Raw genomic sequence first — 11250 nt, 5'->3', positions numbered from 1 at the left:
CAAGGGCGAGATAGGCGGTGGGGAACAGGAGCAGGCCCGACCAACCGACAAAGACAAAGCGGTCGCGCTTGAGCCAGTCATCGAGGACGTCGAACCATCCCCGCTGTGGCGCGCGCCCTAGAGCGATCGTCATGGTGATGAAACGGTGCGGAAAACCCGCGGAAACTGAAGGATTACCGGGCGATGGTAACAACGCTGGGGCGGATCGCGAGGCGCTTCGCAATGGGCTGCAACGGCAGCTCCAGGCCAGGCTGCGACCCGTCAAGATAATCAGGATTGACTGCATGCCCCCATGGCTCCTACCCCAGTGACCGAGTCACTTGAGCTGCCGGTGTTGGGATCGCGGCGCCTCTCCAACGTGCTGGTGGCCCTGGTGGTCACCGTTGGAGGGATCGGCTTCCTGCTCACCAGTGGCTCCAGCTTCCTTGGCACCGATCTGCTGCCAATCGGCCACCCGGCCGAACTGATCTGGGTGCCCCAGGGACTTGTAATGGGGCTCTATGGCCTGGCGGCCATGGCCCTTTGCACCTACCTCTGGGTGGTAATCGGCATCGACGTGGGGGCTGGCAGTAACTGCTTTGATCGCTCGGCCGGTGTGGCCACGATCAGTCGCCGCGGTTTCCGCCAGGCCATCAGCGTGGAAATCCCCCTGCGGGACATCCAGGCGGTGAAGGTGGAGGTGCGTGACGGCCTCAGCCCACGCCGCCGCCTGGCCCTGAAGGTGCAGGGTCGCCGTGACATGCCCCTCACCCGCGTGGGTGAACCGCTTCCATTGGCCGATCTGGAGCTCTCTGGTGCCCAGCTGGCCCGCTTTCTGGGCGTCCCCCTGGAGGGAGTGTGATGGCAAGGATTTGGTTGAGTCGTCTTTTCCTCGGCGGCTTGCTGCTACTGGTGCCCTTCAGCCTAGGAGCCTGTGCCGCTGATGGCGGCAGCCCCGATCTGGGCTGCAGTGCCTCCAGCACCCCCTGCCTCAAGGGCACGGCCACGGTGGTCTTGCAGACCAGTAAGGGGGAGGTTCAGCTCCAGCTCGATGGCGCCGCTGCCCCACTGACGGCTGGCAATTTCGTCGATCTGGTCAACCGGGGCACCTACAACGGCACCGTGTTTCACCGGGTGGTGAGGGAGCCGGTGCCCTTCGTGGTTCAAGGGGGGGACCCTGCGAGCGCCGATCCCAAGGTTTCCGCCAGCCAATACGGTCTCGGCAGCTTCCTGGATCCGGCCAGTGGCGAAGCCCGGCTGATTCCCCTGGAGATCAAGCGCAGCGATGAACCCGCTCCCCGCTACGGAGAGCCGGTCACCGCCCCTGGGGTGACGAGCAAGCTGGATCTGGTCCACCAGCGTGGAGCCCTGGCGATGGCCCGTTCAGCCGATCCCAACTCCGCCAGTGCCCAGTTTTATGTGGCCCTCCAGGCCCTGCCTGAACTCGATGGTCGCTATGCGGTTTTCGGCCGCGTCAGTAAGGGGATGGAGGTGGTCGACCAGATCCGCCAGGGAGACAAGCTGATCAAGGCCTCCGTGGTGGCAGGCGGAACCCTGGTGCAGGGCAAGCCCTAGGCAGGCACCCGCTTGTTGGATGCGGAAATCTTCAGGAATGCCGTGTTCACACCAGAGGCCCGCTCCAGGGCAACCTTGCCCGTGCGCGCGATCTCGAGGATGCCGAAGCTCTCCATCACCTGCTCCAGGGCCACCAGTTTGCCTGGATCGCCCACCACCTCCAGGGTCAGGGCGTCGTCGGCCACGTCGACCACATTGGCCCGGAAAACCTGGACCAAATCCAAGATGGCGCTGCGGCTTGCGGCCGGCGCCGAAACTTTCAGCAGCATCAGCTCCCGCTCCACTGCAGGGATTTTGCTCAGGTCGATCACGCCCAGCACATTGACCAGCTTGTCGAGTTGCTTGGTCATTTGTTCGAGGGTGTGGTCGTCACCCTCCACCACCATGGTGAGACGGGAGATTCCTGGTCGTTCGGCAGGCCCCACCGCCAGGCTCTCGATATTGAAACCCCGCCGGGCGAATAGACCGGAGATGCGACTCAAGGCCCCGGATTCGTCTTCCACCAACACCGAGAGGGTGTGTTTCATCGCCTGAGTAACCCGCTGCGCTGGCAAGGTTCCAAATTACCGCCCAGGGCTGGCGGCGGGGCCGCTCCCTGGCAGCTGGGCCAGCCATTGCAGAAGCAAGGCGTTGAAGGTGTCGGGGTGCTCGTCATGGGGGCAGTGGCCGCTGCCCTCGATAAGTTCCAAGGGCAGGTCGGGTCGCAACCGCCCCACTTGCTCGGCCACCAGCACGGGCACCAGGCGGTCTTCAAGACCCCAGATCAATAGCAGCGGCTGGCTGAGCCGCTTCAGCATGGCCGGTGCGGTGGCGGCCTGGGGCCTCAGCGCCATGGCGATGCTCATGGCCCGCAGGGCCCTTACGGCTCCGGGTCGCCTGGCGGGTTTGGCAATCACCCGGTGCAGTTCCCCGTCACCGATCACCGCGGTGCGGTAGGCCGATTGGATGCCTAGGTCGAGCAGGGGTGAATGGGCCAGCAGCGGCACCAGCAGCTCCAGCGGCAGCAGCCGGCAGAGCAGGTTCACCAGCCAGCGCCGCAGGCGCCGCAGCCAGGGCCTGCGGCGGGGATGGCTGCCGGCCGGCGGCAACATCAAGCTGGGATCGGGCAGGGGCGCTGCCACGACGGCCCTCACCAGATCGGGGAAGAACACGGCACAGCTGAGGGCGACCAACCCCCCGAGCGAATGGCCCACCAGCACCACCGGGGCCTGCACCACCTGCTCGATGAAGGCCCGCAGCTGTCTGGCCCAGAGGCGGTTGTCGAGCCAAAGGGCTGGTTGGCTGGAGGCTCCAAAGCCAATCAGGTCGAGCCCGTACACCCGCCAGCCCGCGGCGGCCAACACCGCGGCGTTGCGACGCCAGTGGCCGCTGCCGGCGGCGAAACCATGCACCAGTACCAGGGCAGGCGAGGCCCTATCCCCCAACACCCGCCAGTGGCAGCTTTGCCCAGCCCAGCGCCACTCGGCATGGACCCCCCAGTCGGCACCGCTATTTCTGTGGCCGCTGGCCGAGGGGTCAGGCTGGTTGCTCCGAGTCATTGGTCGATCCCCTGGGCAAGCAAGCCGACGCTCACTATTGCGAAGGGTTGGCCCGGCTGCAGCCGGGCAGGGGCTTTTTTCGACCGGAATCTCGCCCCTCCCGCGATCTGGGGGTTCTGCTGGCGCGCCGATTGGCTGAGCGGGGGCCGCTGCGGGTGCTCGATGCGATGGCGGGCTGCGGCATCAGGGGTTTGCGCTATGGCCGGGAGGCGGGGGCAGCGGCGGTTTGGGTCAACGATGCCGATCCAGATCGGCTACCCCTGCTCGAGGCAAATCTGGCTGGCCAGGCCGGACTGCGCTGCACGGCCCTCACGGCCCAGCACCTGCTGGCGGGATGTCTGCAGCGGCAGGAGCGCTTTGAGTTGGTGGATCTCGACGCCTTTGGCTGCCCCGCCCCCCTGCTGGCCCTGGCGCTGGAGGCGGTGGCCTGCGATGGCGCCCTCTATCTCGCCAGCACCGACGGCCGCTCGCCTACCGGCCACGACCGCCCCGCGGCGGTTCGCAAGCTGGGGGCGGCCGCCCGGGCCCATCCCGCCAGTTGGGAGCTGGCCCTGCGCCTCCAGCTCGGCAGTGTGGCGAGGGCGGCCTGGGCACTGGGGCGTGGCCTCGAGCCCCTGTTCAGCTTCAGCGAGGGCCGCACCTTCCGCACGGCGGTGAGGCTGCGGCGCCGGGCCAGCCGTGGGCAGGAGGCCCAGTTGGGAATGGTGGCCCATTGCCATGGTTGCGGCGACCAGCAGGTGCAGGAGCTGGTTCGGCTGCGCCAGTGGCAGGGGTGCCTCTGCCCTGCCAACCAGGTGCCGCCGCTGGCGATCAGCGGACCGCTCTGGATTGGGCCACTGCAGGATCCAGGCTTCCTGGCCGCGATGGCCGCCGACGACAACTCGATCCTTGGGCCCGGCAGTGCCCGTTTGCTCGCCCAGTTGGCCGCCGATCCAGGCCTGCCAGCCCGCTGCTGGCCCACGGCGGAGCTGGGCCGCCGCCTCGGCTGCGGCCCGCCGCCGCTGGCCGACCTGGTTGCCTCCCTGCGGACCAAGGGTTGGCTGGCTGAGGCCAGCGGAGTGATGCCGGGCCAGTTGCGCAGCGATGCTCCCTGGGGGGAGATTTTGCAGACTGGTGGCCAATTAGTCGGAATTGCTCCGGGCGCTGCTAGATAGGGAAATGTTTGCCCGTCGGCCCATGGCCTCTGAAATCTTCGGTACCGCCGCCCTCTTCTGGGTGTTGATTCCGATTGGCTTGGCGGGTGGTGCCCTGCTGTTGAAACTGGCTGACAACGACTGAGCGCCCCTGGCCCTGACGTTTGGGCTCTGCGGACCCCTAGGCTCAGGCCCGCTTGATCTTTGGCAATGCGGGTTCTGGTGGTTGGCGGAACGGGCACCCTGGGGCGTCAGGTTGCTCGCCGCGCCCTCGATGCTGGCCACCAGGTGCGCTGCATGGTGCGATCCCCTCGCAAGGCATCCTTTTTGCAGGAGTGGGGTTGCGAGCTCACCCGCGGTGATCTGCTCGAACCAGAGAGCCTGGTCTATGCCCTTGAAGGCCAGGAAGCTGTGATCGATGCGGCCACGGCCCGGGCCACCGATTCAGCCAGTTCCTATGACATCGACTGGGGCGGCAAACAAAATCTCTTCTCCGCCTGCAAGGGCGCCGAGCTGAAGCGACTCGTGTTTGTGTCCCTGCTGGATGCGCACCGGCACCGCGAAGTGCCGCTGATGGATATCAAGGCCTGCAGCGAAGACTGGCTGATGGCCTCGGATCTGGACTACACGATCCTGCGGGGGGTTGCCTTCATGCAGGGGGTGATCAGTCAGTTTGCGATTCCCGTGCTGGAGAGCCAAACGGTTTGGGTCAGCGGTGCGCCCACCCCGATTGCCTACATGAATACCCAGGACATGGCCCGTTTTGCCGTGGCGGCCATCGACCATGCCGAAACCGTGCGCCAGGCCTTCCCGGTGGTGGGTCCGCGCGCCTGGACCACCAGTGAGATCACCCAGCTCTGCGAGCGCTTTACGGGTAAGGAGGCCAGGGTGTTCCGGGTGCCGCCGGCCCTGTTGGGGCTGATGCGTTCGGTGACCGGCTTCTTTGAGGCGAGCCTCAACGTGGCAGAGCGGTTGGCCTTTGATGCGGTTACCGGGGGCGGCCAGGCCCTCGATGCGCCGATGGAGGCCAGCTACGCGGCCTTCGGCCTCGACCCTGCCGAAACCACTGGGCTGGAGGCCTATCTCAAGGAGTACTACGACACCATCCTCAAGCGCCTGCGCGAGATGGAAAAAGACCTCGACAAGGAAGCCAAGAAAAAGCTGCCCTTTTAACAGTTCAGGTGTACTATTTGGCAGGGGCTGGTTTGTTCTGCCTTTGCCTGCCCCTTTTCCTGCCCTGCACCTGCCACTGCCCAGCCCAGCCCCTGCGCTTTACCCAGTAACCAAGATGTCGGTTGCCCAGATCAAGAACCTCCAGCGTCGACTGGCCAATCTCGAGGCCGAGGCCATCGAAGAGCTCAATCGGGCCTGCGGCCATGAACTCTGGCAGTCGCTGGGTTTTGATGCCTTTGATGGTCTTGACGACGCCGACCGCCGTGCCCGGGCGAACTACTACTACGGCCAGCTGCAAACCGTAAGAGAGCTCAAAGATGTGGTGGGCTGAGTCCCCCTAAGCCCCTGGGCTGGGAGCATGCCTCAGAATCTGGTCCAGCCGTTCCGATTCGGTGCTGCTTGCAAGGCGCCATTCGCCCGGGGCCAGGCCGGCCAAATCCAGCGGCGGCTTGCCATCGAGCAGGTCAATGGCGACGCGGATAAGGCGCAGGGTGGGCAGGCCAACCGAGGCGGTCATGCGCCTCACCTGACGGTTGCGGCCCTCGCGCAGCTCCAGCTCGAGCCAGCTGGTGGGCACGTTGATCCGGTGGCGAATCGGCGGCTCCCTTGCGGGTAGCGCGGCTGCCGCCAGCTCTGCGGCGGGCAAGGCCCGGCAGCGGGCCGGTCGGGTGCGCTGACCTTGGATCAAGACGCCCTGGCATAGCTGGCCTAGGCCTGCCTGCAGCTGGGCGGCATTGCCTTCCACTTGGGCCCAGTAGCGGCGCCAGTGGCCGAAGGTTGGATCGGTGAGGCGCTGTTGCAGCCGTCCATTGCTGGTCAGCAGCAGCAGCCCTTCGCTGTCTGCATCGAGCCGCCCGGCCGCATAAACCGCTGGGATCTCGATGAATTCCGCCAGGGAGCTCCAGCGGCTGGCCGGTTCTGGGCTGAACTGGCTCAACACCCCATAGGGCTTGTGGAAGAGAAGGGTGGTCAGGGTCCTGAGCTCAGCTGGTCTGACGGGCCTTCCAGAGATTCACCAGGCCAATGGAGATCAGCAGCAGCCCCAGGTCCATCGAAAGCGGCGGCAGAACCATGACAGAGCCGGCGAGGCAGAAGAGTGCAGACCCTATCGCCCGGAGCGGCTGCAATTAAGCTGATGGCAGCGATTCATTCCCAAGCCAGCGCCCCCGCATGATTGAGACCTCCGGTGTGATTGAAAAGGAGCAGGGCAATGGGTTTTACCTGGTCACCCTGGAGCAGCCGGCCGGTCACCAGTGCCTCTGCCGCGCGGCGGGCAAGCTCACCAAGTTCCGGATCAAGCTGCTGGCGGGCGACAAAGTGCTTGTCGAGATCAGTCCCTACGACCTCACCCGTGGCCGGATCACCTATCGGGAGCGGAACGCGGCAGCCGGTCCGCGTCCGGGCGGCAACCGTCCAGGCGGTCCCCGGCGTCGCTAGGGCCCCAGCAGGCCTTCGATGGCGGCCTTGAATTCGCTGCGCTGCTTCACGCCCCGGAAGGTCTGCTTGAGCTCCTTCTGGAAAAAGAGCTGCACCGTGGGTGTGCCGGTTACCCCGGCCTGGGCGGCGATTTCCTGATCGGCTTCGATGTCGATCTCCACTCCCTGGGAGGCACCGCCGAGTTCGTCGAGCACCCGCTTGAGCTGGGGCTTGAGCACGTGACAGGGCCCGCAGGTGGGTGAGGTGTAGACCACCAGCAGGGGCTTGTTGCTGTCGTGGTAGAGCTTGCGCAGGGCATAGCCGCCTTTCTGCCAGAGGGCAGCAGGGTCGTAGTTAGTTTCGTCGCTTTCGGCCGTGCGCCGCGGTTCCCCCACCTCGGCGGGATCGACCGGCACGTGGCTGACCGTGACCGCCAGATCGTGGTGGCTGAGCCAGCGTTCGGCGGCCAGGGCCGCCTGGCAGCCGCTGCCGGCCGCGGTGATGCCCTGGCGCCATTCGGCATCGGCCACGTCGCCGGCCGCGAACACTCCCTCCATGCTGGTTTCAGGGCGGCCGGGCCTGGTCACCAGGTAGCCGTGCCCATCCACTTCCAGCTGGCCCGTGAGCAGGCGGGTGTTGGGGGTGTGGCCGATGGCATAGAAGAGGCCCTTGATGGCCAGTTTCTCGCTGGCGCCACTGTTGACATCGCGGAGGGTGATGGCTTCCAGCCAGTCGCCGCCGCTGGCGTCGGCCACCTGGCGGTTCCAGTGCACGGTGATGGCGGGGTTGGTCAGCACCCGGTCGGCCATGGCGCCGCTGGCACGTAGCTTTTCGCCGCGCACGATTAGGTGCACCTGGCTGCCGTATTTGGTGAGATACACCGCCTCTTCGCAGGCGGAATCACCGCCACCCACCACGGCCAATTCGGCCTGACGGAACTGGGGGGTGGCGCCATCGCAGATGGCGCAGGCGCTGATGCCCTTACTCCAGAACAGCTCTTCGCTGGGAAGCCCAAGTCGGTTGGCACTGGCGCCGGTCGCCAGGATCAGGGCCTGGGCCTGGATGGTTTGGCCTTCGGCGGTGATCAAGTAGGGCCGCTGGGAGAGGTCGATGGCAGTGGCATCGGCCTCCACCAGGCGGGTGCCCCAGCGCACGGCCTGGGCCTTCATCTTGTCCATCAGCTCAGGGCCGAGGATGCCGTCGGGGAAGCCCGGATAGTTTTCAACGTGGGTGGTGGTCATCAGCTGGCCGCCGGGAATGCCGCCGTCCTGAAAGCCGGTGATCAGCAGGGGGCTCAGGTTGGCCCGGGCGGCGTAGATGGCTGCGGTGTAGCCGGCAGGGCCGGACCCCACAATCACCAGGTTCTCCAGGGCTCCGGCCGAATTGGAAGAAGGGCCTGCAGCCATCCCGGGGGATGTCATGACTAAAGCGGACTGAGTATGACTTAAGCCTAGGGGATGGTCGGCTCAGCTCAGATTTCCAGGAGCCCATCCATTTCTGGCTGGCTCAGCTCAGCGCGATTCCTGGGCACCATCAGCACGTTGGCGGCGAGGTGCTCGGGATGCTCCTCCAGGCACACCAGCCATTCCCTGAATTCCTCGGTGACGGCAAAGCTTTCTTCGAAATGCTCCTGGCAATCCAGGGTGGCCCTGCGGGCTAGGGCCCAGCTGACAGCAACGGTGAGACGGCGATTGACTGCGGCGTCCATTCCCCTACTGCGTTGGTTCGCACCAAGTTGCCGGCACGGGGCCCTTCCTGAGGTAGTGGTTGACACAACGTCGCATTGTGGCCCCAGAGCCCTCAGACCCCCATTGGGGTTCAAGCCCTTTGACCGAGAAAATCAGGCAGTTCAGGCCCCCCCAGCTGAATCACCTGCCCAACCCTTTCGCCAACGGTTTCGAGTGGCTGCTGGCCGCCGTTGCCACCGGCATTCTCTGAGCCGGGAGTGGCGAGCCTGGGGCGAATCAGGTATGGCTCGCTTATGGACCAGCTGCGGGCATAGCGGATCAGCAGGGGGTCGGCAGGGGCGAATACATAGGAGGGATCCCGAGGTATGGCTTCCAGGCTGCTGCGGCTGCCATCGATGCGCACGGCCCGGGTGATCGCCTGCACGAAGCGACTGCGGGTGACAACGGTGGTGAGGTAGGCCACTACCCGCAGCCTTGGGGCATCGAAGCCCTCGGCGCACATATCTATGCTCACCAGCCAGTCGGCCTCCCCGGCCTGGAAGCCGGCCAGTCGGGTGGCAGCTGCCGGGTCCTGGGAGTGCACCAGGTGAACCCGATCGCCCTGCTCTTCGAGCAGGCCCGTGATGCGCCTGGCATGGGCGATGTCGCGGGCTATTACCAGTCCGCCGGCCTCCGGGTGGCCGGTGCGCACCAGCTCGAGCCGTTTGCGGGCATTGAGCAGGAGCCGCAGGGCGATGCAGCTCGAGTCCCCTAGGCGAATGGCGCGGCGTAGGTTGCGAGCCCGCCAGCTCTCGCGCCCCTCGCCCGAGAGCGGCGAGGTCTCCGTAGGGGCGCCGGCCTGGGGCCTGCCGTGGTCCACCCAGCCGTCCTGAAAACGAAATTCCAGGGGGCGCACGTCGCCGGCCTGGATCAGTTGGCGGGGGGCAATGCTCAGGTCTGGGACGATGCGCTCGATTTCCTCCTCGCCCTCGCGCACCCGCACCCGGCGGGCAGCGCAGAAGGCCAGGTTGTCAGCTCGGAAGGGGGTTCCCGTGAGCCCGAGCCTCAGCCGGGCTCCGCTGGTGAGCTGGCCGAAGGCAAAGCCCCAGGCGGCGGCCTCCGGTTCGTCAGGATCGAGCCCGAGGTGATGGACCTCATCGGCGATCGCCAGCCAGGGCCCCAGGCTCCCTGCTCCCAGGGCCGCGCTGAGCGGGCGGCGGTGCCGACCTGCGCTCTGGTAGCTCAGCAGCAGTCCATCCCAGCCGCGGCTGGGATGGAGGGCCGCCAGCCCCTGCTCCGGATCCCACTCCACCAGCTGCAGATTGAGTCGTGCCGCCGCCGCCAGCCATTGGCGGGCGATTGAACTGCGATGGCAGAACACCACGAAGTGGCCAATGCGGCCTTCCCGCTGCATGGCCTGGAAGCTGAGCAGGGCTCCCAGGGTTTTGCCGGCTCCCGGCCCGGCGTGGATCAGCACGTCATGGCCCCCTGGTTCGGGACTGAGCAGGCGGGCTCTCAGCAGCTGGATCAGCCGGCTCTGCCATTGCCTGGGTCGCAGGGTTGGGGCCGCACCACCTGTTGTCAGGCCCAGATCAAAGGAAGGGAACCCCATGGCGCCATTGTGTCGAAGGCGGGTGGGGCCAGACCAGCCCAGCTGCAAATGAGTGATCTGGCCTAATCGTTTTGGGGCGTGCCGCGCCTAACTTTTGACCATCCCACCGGGCCGGCGCCACCCATCCCCCATGGCCATCCCCTTCCATGAACCGGGTTGCTGGGCCTGGTCAGATGCCCTGCAGCGCCAGCATCTGAGCCTCTGCTGGGCTCTGGAGTGCGACATCGACCCGATGATTCTGCGGGCCCGCCAGCTGCGACGTCAGGGCGCCCTGCCCCAGGCCAGCTGCGTGGAAGAGGAGTTGTTGCCCCTGTTTTGATGCCAGCGCCCCATGGGCAACTGCGCACATTTGTAGGTGCCGTATTGCCCCCGGGCGGGCCATTCCCCCCTAATAGGTAGATGGCTACAGGCGATCCTCTTGGCTGATGTACTGATTCTGCGGGAACGCAGTCCTGGTGAGTGTCGGGTGGCGGCGACCCCGGAAACCGTGCGCAGGCTGCGGGCCCGCGGCCTGGATGTGCGGGTGCAACAGGGTGCGGGTCTGGCTGCCGGCTACAGCGATGGCGATTTCTCCGAGGCCGGGGCCCGGCTGGTGGAGCCGGAAGCCAACTTTGGTGGGGAGATTGATGCGGTGCTCTGCGTCAATCCACCGGCCGCTGAGCTGCTGGACCAGCTCAAGCCAGGGACCCTGGTGGCCGGTTTGCTCTCCCCATACGGAGCGGTGGATTTGGTGGAGCAGCTCCTGGCCCGCCGGGTGTCGGCCCTGGCGCTCGAGCTGCTGCCCCGCATCAGCCGGGCCCAGAGCATGGATGTGCTCTCATCCCAGGCGAACATCGCCGGTTACAAGGCGGTTCTGTTGGCTGCTGCGGCCCTGGATCGCTACGTGCCCATGCTGATGACAGCTGCTGGCACGATCCAGCCCGCCCGCGCCCTGATCCTGGGTGCGGGGGTGGCTGGCCTGCAGGCCCTTGCCACAGCCCGCCGTCTTGGAGCGGTGGTCTACGTCAGTGATGTGCGGCCTGCAGCCAAGGAGCAGGTGGAATCCCTGGGCGGCAGGTTTCTCTCCCCACCTGAGCAGGAGGAGGCACCAGCCGAATCCGGCGGCTATGCCAAAGCCGCCAGCGAGGCCTTTCTCGCCGCCCAGCGCCAGCAGCTGG

The 11250-nt window shown here is 66.3% G+C and carries 14 protein-coding genes and 2 pseudogenes; 9 read left to right on the top strand and 7 right to left on the bottom strand.

Annotated features, from left to right (window positions below; all coding sequences use genetic code 11):
- Positions 1 to 133 (bottom strand): annotated as a pseudogene (locus KBZ07_RS10045) (photosystem II D2 protein (photosystem q(a) protein)); the annotation flags it as partial.
- A gap of 159 nt (positions 134 to 292) precedes the next feature.
- Here KBZ07_RS10045 and KBZ07_RS10040 point away from each other — a divergent pair.
- Positions 293 to 841 (top strand): photosystem I assembly protein Ycf4, encoded by a 549-nt coding sequence (locus KBZ07_RS10040; protein ID WP_197151128.1) that lies wholly within the window; start codon positions 293 to 295, stop codon positions 839 to 841.
- Complete coding sequence (locus tag KBZ07_RS10035; RefSeq protein WP_254931476.1) at positions 841 to 1554, top strand: peptidylprolyl isomerase; 714 nt, start codon at positions 841 to 843, stop codon at positions 1552 to 1554. Before KBZ07_RS10040 ends, KBZ07_RS10035 begins: the two co-directional genes overlap by 1 nt.
- Here the strand turns inward: KBZ07_RS10035 and ilvN are convergent.
- Both ilvN and KBZ07_RS10025 read right to left on the bottom strand, forming a co-directional pair.
- The gene (gene ilvN / locus KBZ07_RS10030) at positions 1551 to 2081 is read right to left on the bottom strand and encodes an acetolactate synthase small subunit (RefSeq protein ID WP_197151124.1); all 531 of its coding nucleotides are present in this window, start codon (positions 2079 to 2081) and stop codon (positions 1551 to 1553) included. The genes KBZ07_RS10035 and ilvN overlap by 4 nt on opposite strands.
- A gap of 36 nt (positions 2082 to 2117) precedes the next feature.
- Positions 2118 to 3092: an alpha/beta fold hydrolase gene (locus KBZ07_RS10025; RefSeq protein WP_254931475.1), complete on the bottom strand. Its 975-nt coding sequence runs from the start codon at positions 3090 to 3092 to the stop codon at positions 2118 to 2120.
- Between KBZ07_RS10025 and KBZ07_RS10020 the strand changes: the two genes are divergently transcribed.
- From KBZ07_RS10020 to KBZ07_RS10005, 4 genes are all read left to right on the top strand, one after another.
- Positions 3092 to 4246 (top strand): N2,N2-dimethylguanosine tRNA methyltransferase, encoded by a 1155-nt coding sequence (locus tag KBZ07_RS10020; RefSeq protein WP_254931474.1) that lies wholly within the window; start codon positions 3092 to 3094, stop codon positions 4244 to 4246. The two genes, KBZ07_RS10025 and KBZ07_RS10020, sit on opposite strands and share 1 nt — an antisense overlap.
- Positions 4247 to 4268: 22 nt before the next feature.
- Positions 4269 to 4370: a cytochrome b6-f complex subunit PetM gene (gene petM, locus KBZ07_RS10015; RefSeq protein WP_197151115.1), complete on the top strand. Its 102-nt coding sequence runs from the start codon at positions 4269 to 4271 to the stop codon at positions 4368 to 4370.
- Positions 4371 to 4435: 65 nt separating this feature from the next.
- Positions 4436 to 5398, top strand: a complete 963-nt coding sequence (locus KBZ07_RS10010; protein WP_254931473.1) for an NAD(P)H-binding protein — start codon at positions 4436 to 4438, stop codon at positions 5396 to 5398.
- A 115-nt stretch (positions 5399 to 5513) separates the two neighbouring features.
- A complete protein-coding gene (locus tag KBZ07_RS10005) occupies positions 5514 to 5729 on the top strand; it encodes a hypothetical protein (protein WP_254931472.1) in 216 nt (71 codons plus the stop codon).
- A 6-nt stretch (positions 5730 to 5735) separates the two neighbouring features.
- Here the strand turns inward: KBZ07_RS10005 and KBZ07_RS10000 are convergent, their stop codons facing one another.
- Positions 5736 to 6371: a pseudouridine synthase gene (locus tag KBZ07_RS10000; protein WP_254931477.1), complete on the bottom strand. Its 636-nt coding sequence runs from the start codon at positions 6369 to 6371 to the stop codon at positions 5736 to 5738.
- A 197-nt stretch (positions 6372 to 6568) separates the two neighbouring features.
- Here KBZ07_RS10000 and infA point away from each other — a divergent pair, with 197 nt between their 5' ends.
- Entirely contained in the window at positions 6569 to 6835 is a 267-nt protein-coding gene (gene infA / locus KBZ07_RS09995) for a translation initiation factor IF-1 (protein WP_094560946.1), read from the top strand.
- Here the strand turns inward: infA and trxB are convergent.
- The 3 genes from trxB to KBZ07_RS09980 form a co-directional block, all read right to left on the bottom strand.
- Positions 6832 to 8235 carry a thioredoxin-disulfide reductase gene (gene trxB, locus KBZ07_RS09990; RefSeq protein ID WP_254931471.1) on the bottom strand — a complete coding sequence of 468 codons (1404 nt, stop codon included), beginning with the start codon at positions 8233 to 8235 and terminating at the stop codon, positions 6832 to 6834. The two genes, infA and trxB, sit on opposite strands and share 4 nt — an antisense overlap.
- Positions 8236 to 8285: 50 nt before the next feature.
- Entirely contained in the window at positions 8286 to 8522 is a 237-nt protein-coding gene (locus KBZ07_RS09985; protein WP_197151110.1) for a hypothetical protein, read from the bottom strand.
- Positions 8523 to 8632: 110 nt separating this feature from the next.
- Complete coding sequence (locus KBZ07_RS09980) at positions 8633 to 10093, bottom strand: DEAD/DEAH box helicase (RefSeq protein ID WP_254931470.1); 1461 nt, start codon at positions 10091 to 10093, stop codon at positions 8633 to 8635.
- A 130-nt stretch (positions 10094 to 10223) separates the two neighbouring features.
- Between KBZ07_RS09980 and KBZ07_RS09975 the strand changes: the two genes are divergently transcribed.
- On the top strand, positions 10224 to 10412 hold the full coding sequence (locus KBZ07_RS09975; RefSeq protein WP_254931469.1) for a hypothetical protein: 189 nt from the start codon (positions 10224 to 10226) through the stop codon (positions 10410 to 10412).
- A 99-nt stretch (positions 10413 to 10511) separates the two neighbouring features.
- A pseudogene (locus KBZ07_RS09970) lies at positions 10512 to 11250 on the top strand (NAD(P)(+) transhydrogenase (Re/Si-specific) subunit alpha); the annotation flags it as partial.

This window comes from Cyanobium sp. BA20m-14, assembly GCF_024346295.1.
Note: the sequence above shows the minus strand (reverse complement) of the source record. Positions and strands in the feature narration are given on the sequence as shown.

Excerpts from the sequence above, each read along its gene's own strand:
- KBZ07_RS10040 (WP_197151128.1), top strand. The coding sequence starts at position 293 with ATGGCTCCTACCCCAGTGACCGAGTCACTTGAGCTGCCGGTGTTGGGA.
- KBZ07_RS10035 (WP_254931476.1), top strand. The coding sequence starts at position 841 with ATGGCAAGGATTTGGTTGAGTCGTCTTTTCCTCGGCGGCTTGCTGCTA.
- ilvN (WP_197151124.1), bottom strand. The coding sequence starts at position 2,081 with ATGAAACACACCCTCTCGGTGTTGGTGGAAGACGAATCCGGGGCCTTG.
- KBZ07_RS10025 (WP_254931475.1), bottom strand. The coding sequence starts at position 3,092 with ATGACTCGGAGCAACCAGCCTGACCCCTCGGCCAGCGGCCACAGAAAT.
- petM (WP_197151115.1), top strand. The coding sequence starts at position 4,269 with ATGGCCTCTGAAATCTTCGGTACCGCCGCCCTCTTCTGGGTGTTGATT.
- KBZ07_RS10010 (WP_254931473.1), top strand. The coding sequence starts at position 4,436 with ATGCGGGTTCTGGTGGTTGGCGGAACGGGCACCCTGGGGCGTCAGGTT.
- KBZ07_RS10005 (WP_254931472.1), top strand. The coding sequence starts at position 5,514 with ATGTCGGTTGCCCAGATCAAGAACCTCCAGCGTCGACTGGCCAATCTC.
- infA (WP_094560946.1), top strand. The coding sequence starts at position 6,569 with ATGATTGAGACCTCCGGTGTGATTGAAAAGGAGCAGGGCAATGGGTTT.
- trxB (WP_254931471.1), bottom strand. The coding sequence starts at position 8,235 with ATGACATCCCCCGGGATGGCTGCAGGCCCTTCTTCCAATTCGGCCGGA.
- KBZ07_RS09985 (WP_197151110.1), bottom strand. The coding sequence starts at position 8,522 with ATGGACGCCGCAGTCAATCGCCGTCTCACCGTTGCTGTCAGCTGGGCC.
- KBZ07_RS09980 (WP_254931470.1), bottom strand. The coding sequence starts at position 10,093 with ATGGGGTTCCCTTCCTTTGATCTGGGCCTGACAACAGGTGGTGCGGCC.
- KBZ07_RS09975 (WP_254931469.1), top strand. The coding sequence starts at position 10,224 with ATGGCCATCCCCTTCCATGAACCGGGTTGCTGGGCCTGGTCAGATGCC.